Source organism: Pseudomonas multiresinivorans, assembly GCF_012971725.1.
GTDB classification, from domain to species: Bacteria; Pseudomonadota; Gammaproteobacteria; order Pseudomonadales; family Pseudomonadaceae; genus Pseudomonas; species Pseudomonas multiresinivorans.
Map to the genome: position 1 here is coordinate 5,804,006 of NZ_CP048833.1, position 24,830 is coordinate 5,828,835.

Genomic DNA, 24,830 nt, shown 5'->3' on the forward strand with positions numbered 1-24,830 from the left:
CCCGCTCAGGGACAACCGCCCCGCGTACCTGTCCCGAGCGGCCCGGCCACAAAGGTGAACCGGATGAACGCCCTCCCACTGCGCCCGCTTCGCGCGGCGACGCTCGCGCTCGCCCTGCTGGCATCCTTCACCGCCTCGCTCGCCCAGGCCAGCGTGGTGATCACCGGCACCCGCGTCATCTACCCCGGCGACGCACGGGAAAAGACCGTGCAGATGACCAACAAGGATGGCTTCCCCAACGTCATCCAGGCCTGGATTGACGTGAACGACCCCGCCTCCACGCCCGATACCGCCAAGGCCCCCTTCCTGGTCAACCCGACGGTATCGCGCCTGGCACCCGGCAGCGGCCAGACCCTGCGAATCATCTATACCGGCTCCGGCCTGCCCCAGGACCGCGAATCGCTGTTCCATCTCAACGTGCTGCAGATTCCGCCGCGCAATGCCGCCAAGGCCGACCAGAACCAGATGCTGCTGATGCTGCGCAACCGCCTGAAGCTCTTCTACCGCCCGGCGAACATCGCCGGCAGCCCGGAGCAACTGCCCGAGAAGCTGCGCTTTTCGCTGGTGCAGAACGGCAGCGCCTGGCGAGTGAAGGTGGAGAACCCCACCGGTTATCACGCCTCCTTCGGTGGCGCGACGCTCAGTGTCGGCAATCGCCAGTGGACGCTCCAGCCGACCATGGTGACGCCGATGGGCGAGGCCCAGTGGCAAGCGGAGAAAACCTCGGAACTCCCCGCCGGCACGGCGAGTCTTTCCGCCATGCTGATCAACGACTACGGCGCAAGAGTGGAACTTCGCCATGATCTGCCGCGTTGATCTGCACCGTGGAGCGCTGCTGCCCTTCGCCCTCGGAACCCTGACCATGGCGGTCGCGGGACTGGCGCGAAGCGAAGCGGACTACCGCTTCGACGACAGCCTGCTGATGGGCTCCGGGCTGGCCGGCGGCAACCTGGAGCGTTTCAACCGCGCCGACCAGGTGGACCCCGGCACCTACCACGTCGACCTGTACCTCAACGGCCAGTACGCCACCCGCGCCGAAGTGGAAATGCGCCAGCGCGGCACGCGCGCCGAGCCCTGCTTCAGCGAACGCTTCCTGCGCCAGAGCCTGGGCGCGCGCCCGGACCCGCTGGCCGGCAAGGACGACCAGGGCATCTGCCACTGGATCAGCGAGCGCCTGCCCGACTCGACCTGGAACCTCGACACCGCACGCCTGCGCCTGGACCTTTCGGTGCCCCAGGCGCTGCTCGACATCAAGCCGCGCGGCTACGTCAGCCCGGACGAGTGGGACGCCGGCAGCACCATGGGCTTCGTCAACTACGACGCCAACCTCTACCGTTCGAGCTTCGAAGGCTCCAGCAGCGGCGGCGATTCGGACTACGGCTACCTCGGCCTGAATGGCGGCGTGAACCTCGGCCTGTGGCGCCTGCGCCACCAGTCCAACTACACCTACTCCAGCTATGCGGGGAACACCCGCAGCGACTGGAACAGCATTCGCACCTACGCCCAGCGCGCGCTCCCCGGCCTGCGCAGCGAACTGACCCTGGGCGACAGCTACACCGAGGGCAATCTGTTCGGCAGCATGGGCTACCGCGGCGTGCGCGTGGCCACCGACGATCGCATGCTGCCGGACTCGCAACGCCAGTACGCACCGCAAGTGCGCGGCACCGCGAACACCAATGCGCGGGTGGTCATCAGCCAGAATGGCCGGAAGATCCACGAAACCACCGTGGCGCCGGGCCCCTTCGTCATCGACGACCTCTACGGCACCGCCTACGACGGCGACCTGGACGTGCAGGTGATCGAGGCCGACGGTAGCGTCTCGCGTTTCTCCGTGCCCTTCTCCGCCGTCCCCGAATCCATGCGCCCCGGCCTCTCGCGCTACAGCGCCACGGTTGGGCAGGCCCGCCAGTACGGCGATGGCAACGACCTGTTCGGTGACCTGACCTACCAGCGCGGCCTGACCAACGCCCTCACCGCCAACCTCGGCGCGCGCGTCGCCGAGGACTATCTGGCACTGCTCGGTGGCGGCGTACTGGCGACGCCCTACGGCGCATTCGGCATGAACACCACCTTCTCCAGCGCCACCGTGGAGAACAACCAGCGCAAGCAGGGCTGGCGCGTCGGCCTGAACTACAGCCGGACCTTCCAGCCGACCCAGACTACCCTGACCCTGGCCGGCTATCGCTATTCCACCGAAGGCTACCGCGACCTCGGCGATGCGCTCTCGGCACGCGATGCCAGCGACCATGGGGACACCTGGGACTCGAGCAGCTACAAGCAGCGCAACCAGTTCACCCTGCTGGTCAACCAGGGCCTGGGGCAGTACGGCAACCTCTACCTGTCCGGCTCCACCGCCGACTACTACGACGGCAAGAGCCGCGATACGCAGTTGCAGGTCGGCTACTCCAATACCTGGCGCCAGCTCAGCTACAACCTCGCCTACTCGCGCCAGCAGACCACCTGGTACCGCGACGTGAACGACGACTACGACCCGTCGCAGCCGCCGCAGTACAACCTGCAGCACGGCAGCAACCGCAACAACACCCTGACCCTGAGCGTATCGATGCCGCTGGGCTCCACCAGCCGCGCACCGAACCTCAGCGCCATGGCCTCGCGACGCTCCGGCGACACCAGCGGCAGCACCTACCAGACCGGCCTCAACGGTACCCTGGGCGAAGACCGCACGCTCAGCTACGCCCTCTCCGCCGGGCGCGACAGCGAAGGCCAGGGCACCGACTTCAACGGCAGCCTGCAGAAGCAGACCTCGGTCGCCACGCTCAACGCCGGCTATGCCGAAAGCTCCAGCTACCGCCAGGTCAATGGCGGTATGCGCGGCGCGGCGGTGCTGCACAGCGGCGGCCTGACCCTGGGCCCCTACGTGGGCGACACCTTCGCCCTGGTGGAAGCCAAGGGCGCCAGCGGTGCTGGTGTGCGCGGCGGCCAGGGCGCACGGGTCGACAGCAACGGCTACGCCGTGGTGCCGTCGCTTTCGCCCTACCGCTACAACCCCATCAGCCTCGACCCGCAAGGCATCGACGAGAACGCCGAGCTGGTGGAGACCGAACGCAAGATCGCGCCGTACGCCGGCGCCGCCGTGAAGGTCGAATTCAAGACCCTCACCGGCCACCCGCTGCTGATCCAGGCGAAGCTGCCCGATGGCCAGCCATTGCCGCTGGGCGCAGATGTGCTCGACGGCAACGGCGTGAACATCGGCATGGTCGGCCAGGGCGGGCAGGTCTATGCCCGCGCCGAAGGCGAACAGGGCCGGCTGCGCGTGCAATGGGGCGAGAGGGCGGAAGACAGCTGCTTGCTCCCGTACGACTTGAAAGGCGCCGATCTCGACCAGGTGCTGGTGCGCCTGCAGGCGACCTGCCTACCGGAGGCTTCATGAATCCCATCCTGCGCAGCCTGCCGCTGCTCGCCCTGCTGCTTGCACCGAGCGCCTGGGCCACCTGCTACAAGGTCACCGGCGTGGGCACCGCGACCACCACGCTGACCTACCAGATCCGCCCCGGGGAGGGCACCGCCGGCAGTTGGGCCGGCGCCTGCGATACCTGCAACGGCCCGCTCGGCCTGCCCAGCGTGATCAACGTCACCGACGCCAGCTTCCAGCCCGATGGCACCCTCATCGCCAGCTCGGTCGCCCCGCTCACCCAGTACGGCGTCACCGCAGGCTACGACCCCGAGCGCGTATTCTTCCGCTGCGCTGCCGGTGACGAGGTCTTCGAAATGTTCTCCACCAACGGTGACGACCTCTACAGCGGCTGGTACCAGGGTGGCGACAGCGTCGGCAACTCCATCGGCCTGCCAGCCGCCTATCGCACCGCCTGGCCCAACGTGCTGCTGCGCCTGACCCACGTCGAAACCGGCCAGTACTTCACCGACATCTGGCGCGAGCGCCTGCTCACTGGGCTGGATATCGATTCGCGCGGTTTCCAGCTGGTCAAGGCGAAGAATCTGAGCGCCGTGCGCGCCGAACTGTTCCGCGCCCCGCTGGAAAGCACCCGCTACTACTCGGCGACCATCTCCTCGCAGAGGTACCTCTATACGCAGCCGGCGGGCTACATCGCCATCAAGGGGCCGGGGCTGTCCTACCCCAACGTCGGCCAGACCCACTACGGAAACTGGTCCGGCTGGCACGCCAACTGGCCCGGCGCCATCGGCCTGTACAACTTCATGACGCTCAAGCGCTACCCCACCTGCGCCATCACCAACGTCACCCCGCACGTGGTCTTTCCGTCGATCTCCATCGGCGAGATCAACGCCGGCGCCAGCCGCGAAATGCCCTTCGAAGTCGCCTTCAAATGCCAGACCGGCGTCATCAACAGCACCGCCGCCAACGGCACCGCACTGGGCATCAAGGTCTCCGCCGGAGCGCTGGCCGCGTCCTCGTCCCTGGGCCTGGTGAACGGCAATGGCGGCCTCTCCTACCTCGTCTCCGACCGCTACGGCCAGCCGGGTGTCGCCCAGGGCGTCGGCATTCGCCTGCTGCGCAACGGCAGCGAGATGAACCTTCTGGCCAACGAAGACTCCGCCAACGGCAGCAACGCCGAAGCGCGCGGCTGGTACCCGGTGATCGGCAACGCCTCGAACAAGACCGGCGAAGTCGGTGGCATCTCGCAATACAGCGAAACCTTCCGCGCCCGCCTGGAGAAGCTCAGCGTCGGCAGCATGCCCACCGTGACCCCCGGCCGCGTGGAGGCCACCGCGCAGGTGGTGATCCGTGTTCAGTAACCGTCTGCGCGGCGCCCTGCTCGGCCTGGCGCTGCTGGCCGGCGCCAATGCCCATGCCGGCGTCACCGCCGAACGCACGCGGGTGATCTTCGATGAAGGCCAGCGCGAAGCCTCCCTTGCGCTGGCCAACCAGAACCCCTATCCGGTCATCGTGCAAACCTGGATCGACGACGGCGAACTTGAATCCAGCCCGGAAACCGCCCAGGCGCCGATCATGCCGCTGCCGCCGGTCTTCCGCCTGAACCCCGGCCAGCAGCGCAGCCTGCGCCTGCTCCATACCGGGGAAAAACTCCCCACGGATCGCGAGTCGCTGTACTGGCTCAACCTCTATGAGATTCCACCGCAATCCAACGAGCCCTTGGCCGAAGGGCAGTCGCGCCTGACCGTCACGCTGCGCACCCAGATGAAGGTCATCTACCGGCCGCACTCGCTGGCAAAAGACGCTGAAGAGGCTCCGCGCCAGCTGGTTTTCCGGCGGGCCGGCAATGCGGTGCAGGTGGAAAATCCCACCGCCTACTTCATCACCCTCGCCGGCGCCGAAGTACGCCAGGGCAACACAGGCTCGCCGCTGCCGGCCGAACTGCTCCCGCCGTTTTCGCAGCGCACGCTGTCGCCCAGGCAAGGCTTGCCGGCGAACGCTGGAGAGGTGCGTTACCTGTGGATCGACGATGGCGGGAACAGCCAGCAGGGCGAGGCCGAGCTGCGCTGAGAGAGAGGCACCCGTCCGTGCCGGCTGACGCCATCGTTTGTTTCTGCACCGAACAGTCCCCTCTCCCGCTTGCGGGAGAGGGTTAGGGTGAGGGGCTCTTGATCTGGCAGGAGCGGAGCCTCAGGAAGAGGACAGTTGGCCTACCATGGACTTCAGCATCGCGGCAGTTCGCGAGCAAGCTCGCTCCTACAGGCGCATCCTGGGCCCGACTTACTGAAACAGATTGGCCATCACGCAGAACGTCAGCAGTGACTGGTCGGTATCCACGTCCAGCTTGCGCATGGCGGATATCTTCTGCGCGCTCACGGTCTTCACGCTGCGGTTCAGGAGCAGGGCGATGTCGCGCACGCTCATCCCCGATACGAAATGGCGCAGCACCTCGTACTCCTTCACCGACAGGCTGGCGATCCGACCCTCCACGTCGTCCCCGCTGGCCATCACGCTGTTCGAGGACTGCATCCCCGGCCCACGGTAGATGCGGTCCTGCGACAGCGCCTTGAGCGCCACGAGGATCTCGTTGAGGTCACCGTTCTTCAGGATCACCCCCGACACCCCCAGATCGTAGAGGCTGGAGAGGATCAGCGGATTGGACAGCATGGTGAGGATCAGGATGCGCGTTTCGGGAAAGTTACGCAGCAGGTACTCGATCAGCTTGATGCCGTCGCCATAGGTCTGGTCGCCCGGCATGTTGTAGTCGGTGATGACGATGGCCGGGCGCTGCTCGCGGTACAGGGCCACCAGCTCGCTGGAGTTGTGCGCCTCGCCGATCACCTCGAAGCGATCATCCCGTTCGATCACCTCGCGAACGCCCATCAGGACGATGGGATGGTCGTCCGCTAATGCCACTCTGACTTTTTCCATGAGTTTTCTTGAGTCCCAACGTTTGCGATCGTCGGCCGGCCACTGGGGCACGGCCACTATTCCAGAGTAGCCCCGGTTACCGGAAAGGCTCTCAGAGGCTGGCCAGGGCCACCTCGATTCGTCCCATCAGCGTCGTCACCGCCGCAGACAGTTCCGGCCCGGCGGGCTGCGCAATCAGCGCCTCCTCCACCGCACCGCAGGCATCACTGAGCCCATGGGCCTGGACCACCGCCAGCGCGCCACGCAGGCGATGCACCTGCTGACGGACGGTCGCCAGATCATTGCCATGCAGGGCGTCGGTCACGCCCTGCATGTCCTGGCGCATGGTGCGCAGGAACAGGTCGCGCATCTTTTCCGAGACCTGAATGCGGTCCTGCGCCGGCGACTCGGCATGCACCTCGCTCTCCGACGGCTGAGCCGCCGCACAGCCGCACACCTTGAGCAGCCCGTCGTGCAGCGTGCGCAGGCTCATCGGTTTGACCAGCCAGGCGTTCATGCCCACCGCCATGCAGCGTTCACCCTCCTCGCGCAGGGCATTGGCGGTGACGCCGATGATGGGCAGCCAACTGTCATGGCGGCGCAGCTCGCCCACCAGCTCGTAGCCATTCATTATCGGCATGTTCACGTCGGTCAACAGCGCGTCGAAAGCACCGGGCGCCCAGCGCTGCAGGGCCTCGCGGCCGTTGCTGGTGAGGGTGACGCGGCAGCCCAGCTCCTCGAGCTGCTCCTTGAGCAGCGCCTGATTGATCGGATTGTCCTCGGCCACCAATACCCGCAGGCCGAGCTTGCCCAGCCGGGCAGCACGGGGTGGCTGGCGCGTCTGGCCTGCTCCGCCCTGTTGCGCCAGACGCAAAGCCTGGGCGATGCCGGCGAGGTGGTAAAGGCTGACCTCCCAGCCCAGGGCCGACGCCATTGGCTGCGCGCCCGCCTCGGCCAGCGCGCAGACACGCGGCCCGCTCCACAACGGCTCGCTGCCGGCTTCGAGAAGGTCCAGCAGCACCGCACCGGACGGGGTATCCGCCGGCAACTCTTCCTGGACCAGCGCCGAACCTCCCCAGCCGTCGATCCACGCGGCCAGGTTCTGCGCCAGCTCCTTGACCGGCGCCCGCACATACACCGGCTGCGGCAGCAGCGGCGCGCTGTCGGCCAGCGGCTGGGCGCGCTCCAGAACAGGCAGCGCCAGGGTAAAGGTGAAGCTGCTGCCCAGCCCGGTTTCGCTCACCACGCGTAGCTGACCGCCCATCAGTTGGCTCAGCCGCGCGCAGATCGACAGGCCCAGGCCGGTGCCGCTGACCGTGTGTTCATGGCCGTGGGCCTGGTAGAAGGGCTCGAACAGGCGCTGCTGCTGCGCATCGGACATGCCGATGCCGGTATCCGTCACCTGCCATTGCAGGGCCGTCTCGCCGGACTCGTCAGCCACGATGCGCAAGCGCAGCACCACGCGGCCGATATCGGTGAACTTCAGCGCATTGCTCAGCAGGTTGGCGAGAATCTGCCGGATGCGCGCGGCATCGCCGCGCACCAGGCCCGGGGTGTTGGCGTCGATGCAGGCATACAGCTGCAACTCCTTGCCTCCGGCTACGGCGGCGTACCCGGCGACGACATCCTCGGACAGCTCCAGCGGGTTGAATTCCACCACCTCCAGGGCCATCTGCCCGGCCTCGATCTTGGACACGTCGAGGATGTCGCTGATCAACTGCAGCAGGGTCGAGGACGAGCGCTGGATGGTGGCGAGATAATCACGCTGCTGATGGGTCAACTCGGTCAGCCCGAGCAGCTCCAGGGTGCCCAGCACCCCGTAGAGCGGCGTGCGGATTTCGTGGCTCATGGTGGCGAGGAATACCGATTTCGCCTCGCTGGCGGCATCCGCCGAGAGTTTGGCATCGGCCAGCATCTGCTGCGCCTGCTTGTGCGCACTGATGTCGTTGAAGGCACAGAGCACCACGTTCTCGCCTCGGTAACGGGTCGGCGCAAAGCTGGCGTGCAGGGCGCGGCCTTCCACCTCGAAGACCAGCTCGCCACTGCCCTCACCAACCCTGCCGCTCAGGTCCCAGTCGCGGCTGATGCGGGTGATGGCATCGGCGTCGCCCAGCCACTGTTCGGCCAGGCGGTTCTGCATCACCACCTGGTGGCTGCCGTGGCGCAGCACGCAGAGCGCTACCGGCGCGGTCTGGATCACCGCGCGGCTGAAGGCGTCGCTCTCCACTATCTCCAGATGCGCCCGGCGCGCCGGTTTGATCACCCGCCGCGAGTACCAGCCAATGGCGAACCAGCCGCCGGCGAGGCTACCGATGACAAGCGCCAGACCACCGAGGAACTGCCACTTGGCGTAGCGGAAGAAGCTCGCATAGCTGAGGCGGTAAAGTGCGGTCCAGCCGCTCTCTCCGCCGCTGTGCACCTTGAACACCATGCCGTCGGCGCTCAGGTTCAAGCCTTCGTCGTAGTCCCCCGCCGCGCCCACCGAGTCAATCAACACCCGGCCATTGGGCGAGATCAGCTCCAGTTCGTCGAACACCGGGCGCTCGAGAATCTGCTCGAAGTCGTTGATGCGATCCAGGTTGAGCAGGGACACCGCGACCACCTGGCGATCCAGGTCGGAATCCCACCAGAGCTTGTCCGGCAGATCGACACTGACGAAACCGAGCAACTCACGCCCCGGCCCGCCCGTATAGGACTCCGCCTGGGCCCAGTGCACCTGGGTATCGCCGCGCTCCGGCTGGCGAATTTCCAGGCGATGGCGCACCTGATCGATCACCGTCAGGTAACTGCGTCGGGTCAGCGGGCGCTGGCCTCGGAAGTTGCCAATGGAGGGCACCGCCAGGCTGGTCGGCCCGCGCAGATCGATCACCAGCACCTGGGGCGAAGGGAACACGGAGGTGCTCCAGTAGCTGCTGTAGAAGTTCGCCAGCATCACCCCGAAGGAGAACGGCCCCGGCTTTTCCTGCGGCCCGATGTGGCGCACCTGCTGCGCCAGGGTGAAGGGCATGGCGAAGGAAAATTCACGCCCCTCGTGGATTTCCATGCCCTTCTCGCGGGCCAGCATGCGTCGTTGCAAGGGAATGACGTTCAGGTCTTCGCGCTGGGTGGATTCATCGCTCTGCTGGGCGATGCGCGCCAGGAAAGCTTCATGTTCGTGGATATCGCCCACCAGGCGAGTGAAGTGGAAAAGCACCTTGTCGCGCTCTTCCTGCACCACCCGGCCGAGCGCCCAGTAGCAGGCGCCCACCAGCATCAGGGCAAGGAAAACGGCGCCCAGCAGCACAACGTTCAGGCGCAGAGAAGTACTGGCCAGTTTACGAATCGAGCCGTTGTCGTGGTCCTTCATGCAAAGCATCCGGTGTCGCAAGAAATGGCGGCGGAGGGCCCGCCGGATACCAGCAGACTGTAGATGTGAGTATGGGATTAGGCGACCCGACAGCCCTGGACAGGCCAATGATCGCCCTTGCATCTGCGATGTGCCTGCCGTGGGTCAATGAGCCATGGCGGTGCGCTCCTGGAGCAACTGGCGGGTGAACACGTCCTGCGGAACCGCCTCGGAAAACAGGAAGCCCTGGGCGCAATCGCAACGCAGCCGGCGCAGCAGGGCAAGCTCCTCGGGGTGTTCGACGCCTTCGGCGATCACCTCCAGCCCCAGCTGCCGGCCGAGCTTGACGATGCTCTCCAGCGCCGCCGCCAGCCCGTCGTCATCCACGCAGCCATGCACCAGCGCACGATCGATCTTGAGCTCCGTGAAAGGAGTCGAGACCAGGTTGTACAGCGAGCTGTAGCCTTGACCGAAATCGTCCTGCGCAAGGCCGAAGCCCTTCATCCGCAGACGGCAGGTGCCGGCATAGTAGTTGGCCGGGGTCGCCGTGCTGCTGCATTCGAGCAGTTCGAAGACTATATGCGCCGGAACCCCGCCACGGGCCGCGACAAAAGCCGCGAGGCGATCCGGCAGGTCGGCGTCGTCGAGCAGGTGGGTCGGCAGGTTCACCGCCACCGACAGGTGGAAGCCCAGTTGGCCCCAGTCGGCCTGCGCCTGCAGTGCCTGCTCGAGCACCGTCCAGAGCAGCGCCTCGTCCAGCCCGGCGGCGGTCAACGCGGCCATGAAGCTGCCCGGTTGCAGCACGCCGTGGCGTGGATGCACCCAGCGCACCAGCGCTTCTGCCGCGACGATGCGCCCGTCGATCAGCGAGGCCTTGGGCTGGAACCAGGCGCAGAACTGCCGCTGTTCCAGCGCGAGTACCAGCTCTTCTCGGGTAGGCACGGGGATCGCCGGTGCGCGATGCAGCTCTTCGCGCTCCAGGCGTGAGACCAGTTTCTCCAGCAGACGACGAACCACCGGCGCGCGGACAGGCTTGGCGATCTGCTCCAGCACGGTGATGCCATGGGCGCGGGCCACCATGCAGGCACTGCCCATCAGCGGGCGCGACGCTGAACTCATGATCGCCAGCAGCGGCGGATGGCTCAGTGCGGCCAGCCGCTGGATCAGCTGCACGCCGTCCAGCCCCGGCATCATCAGGTCGCTGACCACCAGGTCGAATCGCTCCTGCTCCAGCCAGCGCAGCGCTTCGGCGCCGTCCTCGGCAGCGCGCAGCTCCACGGCGCCCTGCTCGCGGAACAGGTTGAGCAGGTATTCGCGCTGAAAGGGTTGATCTTCAACGATCAGGATTCGCTGATGTCGCACGACGGCACCTCCGCGGGCAGGCTGGTCAGGCATTGGCGCAAAGTGCGCAGGTCCACCGGCTTGAGCAGGCAGAGATTCATGCCAGCGGCGAGGCAACGTTCGTTTTCCTCGTGCATGGCGTTGGCGGTAGCGCCGATGATCGGCCCGCGATAGCCGCGCTGGCGCAACGCACGAGCCAGCTCATAGCCATTGAGATGGGGCATGTTGACGTCAGTGAGCACCACGTCGAAAGCATCCGGCTGCCAGCGCGTGAGCGCCTGCCGGCCGTCGACGGCGAGCTCGGCCATGCAGCCGAGAGTTTCCAGCTGGTCACGCAGGATCAATTGGTTGATCGGGTTGTCCTCCACCAGCAGCACGCGCAGGCCGAGGCCGATGTCGGGCAGGGCCTCGGCCAGCCGCGCCGCGTCTGCGCTGACACACCCCTGCGCCGCCGCCAGAGCGCGGCGCATTCCCTGGAGGTTGTAGCGGCCCACATGCCAGTCGCAGCCCTCCTGGCGCGGCTGCTCGCCGCCCAGGTCGGTCACCAGCACCCGGCAGCCACGCCAGGTGGGCAGCGGCGCGCGGTCGTGGGGGTTGAAGCGCAGGTCCAGCAGCACACTGGTGGCGTCTTCCTCGACAGGCTGATCGCAGGCCACCACCTGGGCCCGCGCTCCCCAGCGAGTGACCCAGCCGCATAGGCTCTCGGCCAGTTCGCGGGTCGGCGCATGTACCCACACCATCGAGTTGCACAGTCGGGGCTCGTTGCTGGCTTGCCGGTCCACGCATTGCAGGGGCAGGCTGAGGGCGAAGCTGCTGCCCAGGCCGACGTCGCTGACGACTCGCAGCTGCCCGCCCATCAGTTCGGTGAGGCGCTTGCAGATCGACAGACCAAGGCCCGTGCCACCGGCTACGCGCGCGTGGCCGGAAACCTGGTAGAAGGCATCGAACAGATGCTCCTGCTGGTCCGCAGGGATACCGATACCGGTGTCAGCCACCTGCCAGTGCAGCGTGTCATACCAGCCCTCGTCCGGCTCCGAGCGGACTCGCAGAACGATGCGCCCGCTGTCGGTGAACTTCACCGCATTGCTCAACAGGTTATTGAGGATCTGGCGGATACGCGTGGCGTCACCCAGCACCCGCTCGGGCATCTGCGAATCGCAGCAGGCATAGATTTGCAGGCCCTTGGCGCGGGCGGTGGCGGCGTAGGACTGGACCGTGTCCAGGGTCAGCTCCAGCGGCGAGAATTCCACCGGTTCCAGGCCCAGTTGGCCGACCTCGATCTTCGATACGTCGAGCACGTCACTGATCAATTGCAGCAAGGTCGAAGATGAGCGCTGGATCGCGCGCAGGTAGCCGGACTGCTGATGATCCAGCGCCGTGCGGCCGAGCAGCTCCAGGGTACCGAGCACGCCATACAGCGGTGTGCGGATTTCATGGCTCATGGTCGCCAGGAACAGCGTCTTGGCCTCGTTGGCGGCGTCGGACAAACGCTTGGCTTCGGCCAGCGCGGCTTCGGTCTGCTTGCGCGCGCTGATGTCGCTGAAGGCGCAGCACAACACTTCCTCGCCCTTGTAGCGGGTCGGCGTGTAGCTCAGGTAGAGGTGCCGCCCGGTGTGGGTTTCCACCTCCTCCGAACCACCCTTTTCACCACTGTTGAAGCCCCGTTCCAGCCAGCCGTGGCTCCAGTAGCGGCGTTCGTCGCCGCAGCCGAGCCATTGCTGGGCAAGACGGTTCTCCAGCACCACCTCGGCATCGTTGCGGCGCAGCACACAGAGCGCTACCGGCGCGGTCTGGATCATTGCGCGGTGGAAACCCTCGTTCTCCACCAGTGCATTCAGGCGATGCTGCGCCGGGCCGATCAGGCGCCGGTTGATACGCCGGCACATACCCCAGACCAGCAGCGAGCAACCCAGCAGGAAAGCCAGCGAGGCCAGCACCCGGGGCCACATTGGCACCAGCAGCTCGGAGAGATTGAAGTAGTAGACGAGCGACCAGTCGGAACTGCCCAGGTGCTTGAGCAGCGCCAGGTGGCTGGGCAGCAGGCCGGCACCACTGAAGGCAAAATTGTCGCCCTTCCACAGGTCGCTGAACTGCAGGCCTAGCTGCGGCGTGACCGCGCTGCCGAGGATCGCCCGGTGATCACGGTCCAGCAACAGAAAGCGCCCGGCCTCGGGCACGCCGAACGCCGCAGACAGATCGGCGCCGAACAGTTCCAGGCCCAGCCAGCCATTATCCTCCTCGCCGGTCACGCGGGTGAACAGATACTGCCGCACCTGCGGGTCGGTCGGGTCGGCGAGCCAGCGCACCTGCCGCTCCTCCCTCGGCGTACCGGGCTGCCCCAGCGCTTCGAGCACCGACGGCGGCACCACGGCGTTGAGCGCCGGTGCCCCGTACAGCCGCGTCACCGAACGATTCGGGGCGGGCGAGACATAAACCAGGTTCAGCCGCTTGGCTTCCATCTCCGACAGGTCGCGCCCAGACAGCGCCAGGCTCCAGCTGGAGCCTGACTCGCCCAGGGTGACGAAAACCTGCTCGTGGGGTGGCACCGGCACACTCAACTGGCGCCACTGCACCAGCGGTTCGCGGGCTTTCCAGGTCACGCCCCGGCTGATGTGTTCCAGCAGCGACTCACGCTGCCCCAGGTAGTCCTGGGCCTCGTACATGGCCGCATTCATCTGGCGCCGCAACTGCGAGACTTCGCCGTTGAAGCTCGCAGCGAGGAACAGGCTGAGCGTGAAGAACAGGCAGGCGATCACCACCCCGGCCAGCAGACGAAGGAGCTTTCGGGCTGCCTTCGGGGTGGAAAAGGAAGAATCCTGGCGACGAAGGAACTGCTTGAGTTTCATGCCCGCCAGCCTGGCGAAAAGCGGGCCAGGCGGACATCAGACAAATCTAAAAAGCATGGAAATGCGGGTCGGGTCGATTTCCCGGAGCCCGTCACCTCGAAGAGCGCTCAGCGCTTCTGCGCAGCCTTGTAGACGTCGCCGCGCTCCCGTTTCCCCACAGCAATGACCAGCACGACCACCTGGTCATCGAAGACTTCATACACCAGTCGGTAACCCATCGAGGCTAGCTTGATCTTGTAACGATTGGCCGCGCCGTGCAGGCGCGCCGACGGGACATGGGGATTACGCAAACGCTCATCGAGCTTGCGGATGAACTGCGCCTTCAACGGGCCCTTGAGCTTCTTCCACTCCTTGAGCGCCGAGGTGTTGAAGGCCAGACGATACTGCGGATCAGAGCTGGCGAAGCTCATCGAGGGTGACTTCCACTCTCGGTTCATCCTTGCGCTGCTCGGCGATCCGACCGAGCTGCAGGTCGTCGAGCAGTTCCATCATGCGCTCGTACTCGTCGGCCGGCACTGCATAGAACACCGGCTCATTGCGGTTGAGAATGGCAACGGCGTGTCCCATGCCAGCAGCGACAGTGCCCATGGGATCCTTCTTCAGCTCGGTGATGGAAGCGGTAACATCCGCCAGCATGGAATGGGGCATAGCAGCCTCCCAGCGCAAAGACACTTAATTAGGTGCTTTCAAAAGCGTTTAATCAAGTGCTCTTCGTCACATCATGAGAGGCCCAGCAACCCACTCGCCCGCTGCACCCGCCGCTCCGTGGCCGCCTCCAGCACCTGCCAGCCACGCCCGGCACTGGCCAGGGTTAACCACTTCCGTGCGCGGGTAATGCCGGTGTAGACCAGCTCGCGGGTGAGGATGGGGTTGAGGCTGTCGGGCAGCAGCAGCGCGGCGTGGGTGAACTCCGAGCCCTGGGACTTGTGCACGGTCATGGCGAACACGGTTTCCACCGCCTGCAGGCGGCTGGGCAGGATCCAGCGGATGGCGTCGGTGCCGTCGCCCGCCGGGAAGGCCACGCGCGCCACCCAGCGCACCGAACCATCGTCGGCCGTCTGCGGCAACGCCAGGGCGATGCCGATATCGCCGTTCATCAGGCCCAGGCCGTAGTCGTTGCGAGTAACCAGCACCGGCCGACCGGCGAACCAGCCGTTCGCCGAAGGAATCAGCCCTTCGCGTTGCAGCAGCTCGCCGATCAGCGTGTTCAATCCTTCCACGCCCCAGGGCCCGCGACGCAATGCGCAGAGCAGCTGGAACTGGCCGTGGGCTTCCAGCACCTTCCTTGCCCAGGCATCCAGTGCGTCCTGAGTGGCGTTGTCCGCCGGGCGCGAGCCGCTGACCACGCGCAGGTAGTGGGCGTAGCCGACCGGGCCGAAGAGGTCGCCGCCGCGCCCGCCGTCGATCACCAGATCGCGCAGGCTGCGGGTTTCCTGGGCATCCACGGCGATACGGGCGAGGTCTTCGTGCTGCGCCTTCCACACCTGGCGCAGGGCCGGGATATCACCGGCGTTGACCGCTTCAGCCAATTGACCGATGCCACTGTCGGCGCTGAAGCGGTGGCTGTGACGGAGCATGGCCACGGCCTGGTCGAGGTCGCTGCCGGCGCTGTCGATCAGCACGTCGTCGATGGCTTCGCCGGCCACGGCTTGCAGCCAGTCGCGAGTGGCCGGGCGGTAATGGCCTTCACGGGCGCGGCTGCACAACTCGCCGAGCACCGCGCCGGCTTCCACCGAGGCCAGCTGGTCCTTGTCGCCCAGCAGGATCAGCCGCGCACGCGGCGGCAGTGCGGCAAGCAGCGAGGCCATCATCTCCAGGTCGACCATCGAGGCTTCGTCCACCACCAGCAGCTCCAGTGCCAGCGGGTTGCCGGCGTGGTGGCGGAACTGGCGGCTGTCCGGGCGGCTTCCTAGCAGGCGGTGCAGCGTGGTGACTTCGGTGGGGATCGCCTCCCGCGCCGCTTCGCCATTGGCCAGGGCGGAGAGGTCAAGGCGCTGCACGGCGCCAGCGATGGATTCGTTCAGGCGCGCAGCGGCCTTGCCGGTGGGCGCGGCAAGGCGGATGCGCAGCGGGCGGCCGCCCTCCCCCAGTGCCAGGCTTTGCAGCAGGGCGAGCAGCTTCACCACGGTGGTCGTCTTGCCGGTGCCGGGGCCGCCGGTGACGATGCCGAAGGCGTTGCCGGCGACCAGTGCGCAGGCGAGCTTCTGCCAGTCCGCCCCCTGGCTCGCCTGAACATTGCCGGCCTTCTTCGGGAACAGAGCGTCCAGGGCCTGACGAAGTGGCGCGGCGGGCAACGCGGCCCGCAGCGCCTCGCCCTGCTTCAGGCGCTGGTCGATGCCGGCGCGGACTTCCCGCTCGTACTGCCAGTAGCGGCGCAGATACAAGCGGCGCCCGGACAACACCAGCGGCGTTTCACCCGGGCCGTCGCCGACCAAGCGCGGATCGTTCAGCACCGCGCGCCAGGCATCGAGATCGAAGCCGTCCAGCAGTACGCCGGGCAGCTCCGGCGCGTCCTTGGCGGAGTCGCCTTCGGGCGGCAGCGACAGGGCGAAACGGCTGTCGGCCAGCGTCGCATCCAGGTCGAGGCAGACGTGCCCGCGGCCGAGCTGGTGGCTGGCCAGGGCGGCGGCGAGAATCAGCAGCGGATGGGCATCCGGCGCGCGCTCGACGAGGAAGGTCGCGAAGGCGCGGTCCAGCTCGCGCAGCCAGCCGCGCTCGGCCCAGCGGCCGATCAGATCGAGCATTTCAGTGGTGCTCTTCATGCCGGCACCTCCGCGCGGAACAGGCGGTCCAGCTCGTCCATCAGCGCCTTCGGCGGGCGTTCCAGGTACATGCCCTGGGTCGCCGAGGAACTGCCGCGCAGGAACAGGTACATCGCGCCTCCGATGTGGCGGTCGTAGTCGTAGTCGGGCAGGCGCGCCTGCAACAGTCGGTGAAGGGCGAACAGGTAGAGCGCGTACTGCAGGTCGTAGCGGTGCTCCAGCAGGGCTTCGCGCAACGCCTCCTGCGTGTAGGCCTCATCGTCGGCGCCCAGCCAGTTGGATTTGTAGTCGGCCACGTAGTAGCGGCCTTCGTGCTCGAACACCAGGTCGATGAAGCCCTTGAGCATGCCGTTGAGCAGGTTCGCCTGCAGCGTCGGCCGCGCCACGCCGCCCAGCGTATGGCGAATCACGGCGGCATCCAGGCGCTGGCTGTCGACGTTGCGGGTGGCGAACCAGAACTCCATTTCCTTCTGGAACGTCGCCAGCCCGGCCAGGCTGACCGGCGCCGCGTCGGGCACGCGGAAAGCCGTGCGCAGGTATTGCCCGAGCCAGCCGGTGAGCGGTTCGATCCACTCCTCCCAGCCGCGCAGGGCGCAGCGCCGGGCGATCTGGTCACGCAGCGGTTCTTCATCGACGTCGAAGTTTTCGTCGGCGGCCCACTCCAGCAAACCATGGAGGAAGCTGCCGGGATTCGCGCCGCGGGGGAAGGCGTGCAGGCTGAAAGGTGCCGGGACGACTTCCACCTCGCGCAAGTCTTCCAGGCTGCTTTCGCGCAACAGGTCTTCACTGGCGCTGATCGGCTCAGCGGCAGCTGGCGCGGGCGCGATGTCGCTGTCGTCCTCGGTGGCCAGTGTCGCCAGGGCGGAGTAGCTGGCGATCCACCATTTCTCCGCCACCCGGCGGCGCGGTTCACGGGCGGCGCCCAGTTCACCGGCCTGTGCGCCGACGAAGAGTTCGGTGCCGATCTCCGGCGCCGGCTCCAGGGCGATCTCCAGCGCTCCTGCCTGCAAATCGCCCAGTCGCGCGGTCACGCCCTCGACGCTCAGCGCGTTGCCGCCACCGAGCAGGTAACCCATGGCGCCCTTGTGCAACTCCGGGTTCTTGCTGTTGCTCATCACCAGCGGCGCCATGCCCAGCCACACGGCGTGGCGTGCGCGGGTCAGTGCCACGTAGAGCAGGCGCATGTCCTCGCTCAGGCGCTCGTCGTTGGCCTGCTGGAAGGCCGCCTTGGCCTGCTCCTTGTCGCGGGACAACTCGACGACCCGCGATTCGCCGGACTGGAAGCTCGGCGGCGTGCCGCTCTTGCCGTCCAGCTCGCGCCAGGTGCAGATGAAGGGCAGCAGTACCAACGGGTACTCCAGGCCCTTGGACTTGTGGATGGTCACCACCTTGATCAGGTCGGCGTCGCTTTCCAGGCGGAGGATTTCTTCGCTCGTCGGGCTCTCCAGCTGTTCGGCGAGCACCCGCAGCAGCGCATGTTCGCCGTCCACTTCCACGGCCTCGCGCTGCAGCCATTCGGCCAGGTGCAGCAGGTTGGTCAGGCTGCGCTCGCCATCGGTCTCGCGCAGCAGTCGCGCCGGCAGGGCGAAGTCGGCGAGCAGGCGGCGCAGCATCGGCAACACGCCCTGCTGTTGCCAGAGCAGGCGATAGTCACGGAAGCGCAGCACCATGGCTTCCCAGAAGCGCTCGTCCTGGTTCAGCCGCTCCAGGGTCGCCCAGTCCAGCGCCAGGCTGCGGGTGGCCAGGGCGATGCGCAGGGCGCCATCGTCGCCGGGGTCGGCGCAGGCGCGCAGCCAGTGCAGCAGGTCGACAGCCTCGGGGCTGTCGAACACCGAGTCGCGGTCGGACAGGTAGACGCTGGCGAGCCGGCGCCTGGCCAGTTCGCCGCGGATGGCCTCGGCCTCGCTGCGACCGCGCACGAGGATGGCGATGTCCGCCGGGCGCAGCGCGCGCCATTGCCCCTCGGCATCGCGGAAGCCGCTCTGCGGGGAGCTCAGCCAGCGCTGGATGGCGCTGGCGCTGCGCGCGGCCATCTCCTGGCGATACAGCGTGGAGCCGCAGACCTGGCCATCATTGTCCAATTGCCAGAAGGTCATGGCCGGTGCTTCGGCACCCTCGAGCAGCAGCGTCTCGTCACGCCCGCGCGCGCCGACTTCGAGGAAGGGCACGGGGTTTTCCTGCCCTTCCACGGCAAAGCGGAACGCCGCGCGCGGATGACTTTCGGCGAAGAGGAAACAGCGGTTGGCCGCTTCGACCATCGCCAGCGTGGAGCGGTAGTTGGTGCCCAGCGTGTAGTGGCGCCCGGCGGTGGCGGCGCGGGCGCGCAGGTAGGTGTGGATGTCGGCGCCACGAAAGGCATAGATCGCCTGCTTGGGGTCGCCGATCATGAACAGGCCAAGGCTCCGGGGGTTCTCGGCAATGCGGTAGACGCGCTCGAAGATGCGGTACTGCAGCGGGTCGGTGTCCTGGAATTCGTCGATCAGCGCCACCGGGAACTGCTCGCGGATACGCTCGGCCAGGCGCTCGCCGCCGCTGCCGGCCAGGGCGCGGTCGAGGCGCACCAGCAGGTCGTCGAAGCCCAGTTCGGCGCGCTTCTGCTTCTCCGCTTCAAGGTTATGCCGCACTTCATTCAGCGCATGCAGCAGCAATTGCGGGGCGATCTCCGGGCGCTGCTCGGCGCGCTCGACCCAGGCGTCGATGGCCAGCAGCGCAGGGTGTTCCGGCACCACGGCCTTGGCCTTCACTTTGATCCGCGTCTGGCCGAACTTGGCGAGGTTGTCCGGCGCATCGGCGCCTTCGCTCCAGGCGTCCAGCGCTTCGATCCAGCCGGCAAAGACGCTGTCGTCATCCTTGCCGCGATAACTGTTGCCGTTGAGGTCGCCACGCAGGTTGCGCAGCAGCTCGGCGACGCCGGCGCGGTCCGCCGCCCAGGCTTCGCGGGCGCGTGTCTCGGCGGCGTCGAGTTCGTCGTAGAACTGGCCGGTGGTCTCCAGCAGCTCGCTGAGGGAGGCCGGGGCGGTCAACGGTTGATCGGCATAGCGGAAGCCGGCTTCCTGCGCCGCCAGCAGCGGTTGCAGGGCGCGGGCCAGGGCTTCGGGGCCGGCGTAGCAATGGCGCACGGCGTTGGCCGCCGCCACATCCAATGGGTAGAAGTTGCGCCGCCAGTAGTCACGCACCGCTTCGGCGAGCAATTCGCTCTGGTCGGCAGCGAGGTCCTGGGTGAACAGGCTGCCACTGTCGAAGGCGTGCTCGCGCAGCATGCGGTAGCACCAGCTGTGGATGGTCGAGACAGCAGCCTCATCCATCCATTCGGCAGCCAGGCGCAGCAGGCGTGCGCAGCCGGGCCAGCGCTCGGGCGCATAGCTGTCGCGCAGCTTCACCAGCAGGCCGTCGTGCTTCTGCTCGGGCTCGGCGAAGCAGCGCGCGGCCTCGCCCAGGCGCGCGCGGATGCGTTCACGCAATTCCTGGGTCGCGGCTTCGGTGAAGGTCACCACGAGGATTTCCGGCGGGCTCAATGGCCGGCCAAAGGCAGCCTGTTCGCCGCCATGGTCGAGGACCAGGCGCACGTAGAGCAGCGCAATGGTGAAAGTCTTGCCGGTACCAGCGCTGGCCTCGATCAGCCGGCTGCCGTGCAGCGGAAATTCGAGAGGCTTCAGCTCGACCGCGCTCATTGCGCTTCCTCCTTGCGCTGCAGAATCGCGAACAGCGGCCCGTACAAGGCCTCGGCCCAGGCGGCGAATTCCTCGCTCGCATTGAGCGTGGCGAAATCCGGATAGACCCGCGCCAGCGCTGCCGACGAAGCAGCCTCGCCACTCAGGTTGAAGCCGCCGTCATAGCGCTTGGCGGCTTCGCGGGCGGCACGATCCTCATCTTCCCCGGCGGCCAGCCAGGCGAAGGCGGCCTTGCACGCCACCGGCAGCGGGCGGCTCATGCCCTGGAACCAGGCGTCCAGCAACGCGTCCAGTTCGGCGCGCGCGTCCTGCGCCGGCAGCGGTGGGAATTCCAGGGTACCGGTCAGGCCGACCAGCACGCTGGTCACCGGCTCGCCGCACAGTTGCAGCGCAAGATGGCGCACCCATGGGCGCACCAGCCCGTGCCATTTGTAGCCCTTGCCCTCGTGAAGCTTGCCGCTGACCAGCTGCAGGCTGGCGAGCTTGCCATCGGCGTTGCGGCGCAGGCCACCGAGCCAGTCGGCCAGTTCGATGCCGGCATGCTCGTGGTTGAGCTCGCGCTGCTCCTCTTCCACCTGCGACCAGTGCTCCAGTTGCTCACGGTAGCGGGCCAGCAGATCGTGCAGCGGCGCCACCAACGCCTGGGCGGAGAAGTCGCCGAAGGCCGCCAGCGGCAGCCTTCCTTCGCGGCGCAGGCGTTCGACCTGGCCGGTGAGTTGCGCGGCCAGTTGATCGGCCTGCCAGTGCTGCTCGACCCACGGACGCAGGCGCTCGCAGAGTTCGAATTGCAGCTGCCAGACGTCCAGCCCATTCAGCTCGAAGGGCTCTTCGTCCTGACCGGTCAGTTGCTCCTCGGCGAAGCGCACCTTGAGGCGCTGCAGGAAGAAGGCGCCGACCGGATTGGCGAGGAAATCGGCGAGCACGCGCAGGCCGATGGGCGCATCCAGCGCAGGCGGCGGCAGCGGAGCTGCATCCGTCTCGCCGTGGTGTTCGCGGTGCACATCACGCCACTCGCGAGCGTAGGTGTAGAGGCCATCGACACCGTGCGCGGATGGCGCATCGAAATAGGCGCGGCTGAAAGGCTGCAGTGGATGCTCCAGGGTCAGGCCGTGCAGCAGGTCGCCGCCGTCAGCGTTGTGCCAGCCCGCGGCGAGGTGGTCGCGCAACTGGCCGACCAGCACCGACGGCGGCCTTTCGCTGTTGTCGCGGATGCTTCGGCCGACCCAGCTGACGTAGAGCTGGCGGCGCGCCGAGAGCAGCGCTTCGAGCAGCAGGTAACGGTCGTCCTCGCGGCGCGAACGGTCGCCGGGGCGGTAGTCGTTGCGCATCAGGTCGAAATCCAGCGGCGACTGCGGGCGCGGGTAGTCGCCGTCGTTCATGCCGAGCAGGCAGACCAGTTGGAAGGGAATCGCACGCATCGGCATCAGGGTGCAGAAGCTCACCGCGCCGGCGAGGAAGCGCTGGTTCAGGCCGCCGGCATCCAGGCCGCTGAGCCACGCCTCGCGCACCACCGAGAGCGGCAGCGGATCGCTGAAGCCAGCATGGCCGCAGGTTTCCAGCCAGCCTTCGAGCAGTTGCAGGAGTTGCTGGCGCAGCAGTTCATCGTGGTCATCGGTGACCTGGAAGAAGTCTTCCAGCAGGGTACGCAGGCGCTGTACCCAGATAGCGGGGGCCGCTTCCTCGGCGAGCAGGTCGCAGGCCTTTTCCAGCGCGCCAAGCAACCCGGCCAATGGACCGAGCGCGGCGGCGTCGAGTCCGCCGATTTCCGCATAGGGCTGGATGCCCTGGAAGGCCTCGCCCTCGCCCACCGCAAAGCCCAGCAGCATGCGCCGAAGGCCGAAGCGCCAGCTGTTGGCCTCGGCGGCGGAGGGCAGGCCGAGGCGTTCGCGCTGCTGGCCGTCGAGGCCCCAGCGCACGCCGGCGCCGTCGATCCAGCGGCGCAGCAGCGGCAGGTCGGCGTCGGCCAGGCCAAAGCGCGCGCGGACGGCGGCGACGTCCAGCAGGTCGAGGATTTCACTCACGGCAAAGCGGCTGTCGGGCAGACGCAGCAGATGTTCCAGCGCCACCAGCAGCGGCTCGCGGCCGCGCTGGCCCTGGTCAGCCAGGGTGTAGGGGATGAAGCGTTTGTCGTCGCGCGGCAATTGGTCGAACACCGCTTCGATGTGCGGCGCGTAGGGGTTGATGTCCGGGACCATGACGATCACGTCGCGCGGGCGCAATGTCGGGTCGGCGTCGAAGCGGGCGAGCAGTTGGTCGTGGAGGATTTCCACTTCGCGCTGGGCGCTGTGGGCGACGTGGAAGCGCACCGAGTCGTCGGCCTGCGGGTCGACCGCCGGCCAGTGCTCGCGGGTTTCGTTGATCGGCCGCAGTTCGAGGATGTCGTCCTGCAGCTGGCCGAGCAGGTTCGTCGGCTCGACCTCGCTGAACAGGTCGATTCGCCCATTGCTCACCGCACCCAGGCGCGCGCGGTAGGTTTCCGGGTCGTCGTACTGGTCGAGCAGGTTGATGTAGTCGCGCCCCTGCTTGCCCCAGGCGGCCAGCAACGGCTGGGCGTACTGGTGCTGCTGGTCGTCGGAGAGCAGTTCCGGGGTGCCGGCGCGGCGGCGCTGGCGGCGGTATTCGTGGCGCAGCAGGTCCTTGTCGGCGACGATATCGGCCCAGTGGTGGCGGCAGGGGTTGTGCACGCAGAGCAGTACCTGGGCGTGGCGCGCCAGCACGGCAAGCGCCTCGACGGTCTGCGCGGGCATCGCGGAGATACCGAACACCACCACGCGGCGCGGCAATCCCGGCAGCGGGTTCTCGGCGGACTTGAGTTTCTGGATAAAGCGGCCATGCACGCCGGCACGGCTGGTAGCCAGCCCCTCGGCACCGACGTCGTCGAGCAGCGCGCGCCACAGGGCGGCCTGCCAGCGGTTGTCAGCGTCCAGTTCCTTCACGGTGCCGTTGGCCAGACGCAGCTGATCGACGCCGCGGCTCCAGTCTTCCAGCCAGTCGGCGCGGTACACCTGGTACTGGTCGAACAGGTCGGCCAGGCGCTCGGCCAGTTGGTGGCGCTTGCGCAGGTCGGCATCGTCGGCGAGGAAGCGCTGCAGGGTGGCAAACTCGCCCTGCTCCAGCAGGGTCGGCAGCAGGCGCATCAGGCGCCAGGTCAGCGGGCCCTTGTCGAGTACCGAGACCTCGGGGATTTCGTCGCGGCCCAGCGCACCGCGATAGGCGCGCCAGAGGAACTGCGCCGGCAGTTGCACGTCGAGCGCGGCGGTGACGCCACAACCGCCCTCCTCCACATCACGCCCCAGCGCCAGCTTCAGCCACTGGGCGATGCCGTTGCTCTGCACCAGGATGACTTCGTTCTCCAGCGGCGCCAGCGGATGCAGGCTCATCCACTGCACCAGCAGGTCGCGCAGCGCTTCCGGATGGTTGCCGTGGATCACCATCAGGCCGGGGGTCAGTCGCTGCTCGCTCATCGGATCTCCTGGGTCGGGCGGGCACTTCGCATACGCCGCATGGGATGAGCGGCATTTGACCAAAAAGTCCGGCTGCGAGCAGCCTTTTTCCCATTCCTGCGGGCGGAATCTCCGCCGCATGGAAAGAGCCGACGCGAAATCTCACAAAGGCATGCAGGCTCTCGGCAACCTCCCACATTTACGAAACTGACTGCATGACAGCCCGACCATGCGGCCAGCGGCTATGCTGATCCCACGGCCGTTCCAGGCCCGCCATGGAGGAAAAGATGGGCAATAAGAGCAAAGCGAAGAACCCGGCTCCCGAACAGACCGGGAAGATGAAGAACAAGGATTACGAAGAGCACCTGCGCAAGCTGTCGGTTGAGCTGGTCAAGCTGCAGCAATGGGTGGTGCAGAAGGGCCTGAAGGTCTGCATCATCTTCGAGGGGCGCGACGGCGCCGGCAAAGGCGGCACCATCAAGGCGCTCACCGAGCGCGTCAGCCCGCGGGTGTTCCGCGTGGTAGCGTTGCCTACGCCCACCGAAAGGGAGAAATCCCAGCTCTACGCCCAGCGCTACATCCGCCACCTGCCGTCGGCCGGTGAAGTGGTGATCTTCGACCGCAGCTGGTACAACCGCGCCGGGGTCGAGCGGGTAATGGGCTTCTGCACCGAGGAGCAGGCCGACAAGTTCCTGGCCGTGACCCCGCTGTTCGAGCGCATGCTCACCGAGTCGGGGATCATCCTGCTGAAGTTCTGGCTGGAGGTCAGCCCCGAGGAGCAGGAGCGTCGCCTCAAGGACCGCATCACCGACGGCCGCAAGATCTGGAAGCTCTCGCCCATGGACGTGAAGTCCTTCACCCGCTGGGACGAGTACACCCGCGCCCGCGACCTGATGTTCGCCGCTACCGACTCGCCCTGGGCGCCCTGGATCGTGGCCCCTTCCGAGGACAAGAAGCGCGTGCGCCTGAACGTCATCAGCCACGTCCTCAAACACGTGCCATACAAGGAAATCCCGCGTGAGGAAGTGAAGCTGCCCAAGCGCGGCAAGATCGGCAAGTACAAGAGCCCCGACTATCCGATCCACTACATCGAAGAGAAATTCTGAGGCCAACCGGGGTCGGTACACGCCGGCCCTGGATCGTTCGGATCTGGTGGCTA

14 protein-coding genes are annotated in these 24,830 nt (G+C 67.0%); 5 read left to right on the forward strand and 9 right to left on the reverse strand.

The features are described 5' to 3' along the window. Nucleotides 1-63: 63 nt before the first annotated feature. From G4G71_RS26510 to G4G71_RS26525, 4 genes are read left to right on the forward strand one after another with little or no spacing between them, the layout of a single operon-like run. Nucleotides 64-816: a fimbrial biogenesis chaperone gene (locus G4G71_RS26510; RefSeq protein ID WP_169941496.1), complete on the forward strand. Its 753-nt coding sequence runs from the start codon at nt 64-66 to the stop codon at nt 814-816. Further along, the gene (locus G4G71_RS26515; protein ID WP_169941514.1) at nt 800-3,391 is read left to right on the forward strand and encodes a fimbria/pilus outer membrane usher protein; all 2,592 of its coding nucleotides are present in this window, start codon (nt 800-802) and stop codon (nt 3,389-3,391) included. Before G4G71_RS26510 ends, G4G71_RS26515 begins: the two co-directional genes overlap by 17 nt. Continuing rightward, nucleotides 3,388-4,734 (forward strand): fimbrial protein, encoded by a 1,347-nt coding sequence (locus G4G71_RS26520; RefSeq protein WP_169941516.1) that lies wholly within the window; start codon nt 3,388-3,390, stop codon nt 4,732-4,734. Before G4G71_RS26515 ends, G4G71_RS26520 begins: the two co-directional genes overlap by 4 nt. After that, on the forward strand, nt 4,724-5,443 hold the full coding sequence (locus G4G71_RS26525) for a fimbrial biogenesis chaperone (RefSeq protein WP_169941518.1): 720 nt from the start codon (nt 4,724-4,726) through the stop codon (nt 5,441-5,443). The genes G4G71_RS26520 and G4G71_RS26525 overlap by 11 nt, the downstream gene beginning before the upstream one ends. Before the next feature lie 210 nt (nt 5,444-5,653). Here G4G71_RS26525 and G4G71_RS26530 read toward each other — a convergent pair whose 3' ends face one another. The 9 genes from G4G71_RS26530 to recC all read right to left on the reverse strand — a co-directional run bounded on the left by G4G71_RS26530 (nt 5,654) and on the right by recC (nt 23,692). Further along, on the reverse strand, nt 5,654-6,304 hold the full coding sequence (locus G4G71_RS26530) for a response regulator (protein ID WP_169941520.1): 651 nt from the start codon (nt 6,302-6,304) through the stop codon (nt 5,654-5,656). Nucleotides 6,305-6,395: 91 nt separating this feature from the next. Beyond that, nucleotides 6,396-9,629: a hybrid sensor histidine kinase/response regulator gene (locus G4G71_RS26535; RefSeq protein WP_169941522.1), complete on the reverse strand. Its 3,234-nt coding sequence runs from the start codon at nt 9,627-9,629 to the stop codon at nt 6,396-6,398. 144 nt (nt 9,630-9,773) lie between these two features. After that, on the reverse strand, nt 9,774-10,970 hold the full coding sequence (gene pvrR, locus G4G71_RS26540) for a response regulator cyclic di-GMP phosphodiesterase PvrR (protein WP_169941524.1): 1,197 nt from the start codon (nt 10,968-10,970) through the stop codon (nt 9,774-9,776). Continuing rightward, on the reverse strand, nt 10,949-13,795 hold the full coding sequence (locus tag G4G71_RS26545; RefSeq protein ID WP_169941526.1) for an ATP-binding protein: 2,847 nt from the start codon (nt 13,793-13,795) through the stop codon (nt 10,949-10,951). The genes pvrR and G4G71_RS26545 overlap by 22 nt, the downstream gene beginning before the upstream one ends. Nucleotides 13,796-13,902: 107 nt before the next feature. Beyond that, nucleotides 13,903-14,205 (reverse strand): type II toxin-antitoxin system RelE family toxin, encoded by a 303-nt coding sequence (locus G4G71_RS26550; RefSeq protein ID WP_169941528.1) that lies wholly within the window; start codon nt 14,203-14,205, stop codon nt 13,903-13,905. Continuing rightward, nucleotides 14,186-14,443 (reverse strand): type II toxin-antitoxin system Phd/YefM family antitoxin, encoded by a 258-nt coding sequence (locus tag G4G71_RS26555; RefSeq protein WP_169941530.1) that lies wholly within the window; start codon nt 14,441-14,443, stop codon nt 14,186-14,188. Before G4G71_RS26555 ends, G4G71_RS26550 begins: the two co-directional genes overlap by 20 nt. A gap of 71 nt (nt 14,444-14,514) precedes the next feature. Continuing rightward, nucleotides 14,515-16,557 carry an exodeoxyribonuclease V subunit alpha gene (recD, locus tag G4G71_RS26560; RefSeq protein ID WP_169941532.1) on the reverse strand — a complete coding sequence of 681 codons (2,043 nt, stop codon included), beginning with the start codon at nt 16,555-16,557 and terminating at the stop codon, nt 14,515-14,517. Continuing rightward, entirely contained in the window at nt 16,554-20,228 is a 3,675-nt protein-coding gene (gene recB / locus G4G71_RS26565) for an exodeoxyribonuclease V subunit beta (RefSeq protein WP_169941534.1), read from the reverse strand. Before recB ends, recD begins: the two co-directional genes overlap by 4 nt. Beyond that, a complete protein-coding gene (gene recC, locus G4G71_RS26570; RefSeq protein ID WP_169941536.1) occupies nt 20,225-23,692 on the reverse strand; it encodes an exodeoxyribonuclease V subunit gamma in 3,468 nt (1,155 codons plus the stop codon). Before recC ends, recB begins: the two co-directional genes overlap by 4 nt. A gap of 266 nt (nt 23,693-23,958) precedes the next feature. On the opposite strand from recC, the gene ppk2 reads away from it, so the two are divergent. Further along, nucleotides 23,959-24,777: a polyphosphate kinase 2 gene (gene ppk2 / locus G4G71_RS26575; protein WP_169941538.1), complete on the forward strand. Its 819-nt coding sequence runs from the start codon at nt 23,959-23,961 to the stop codon at nt 24,775-24,777. The last annotated feature ends 53 nt before the right edge of the window (nt 24,778-24,830 follow it).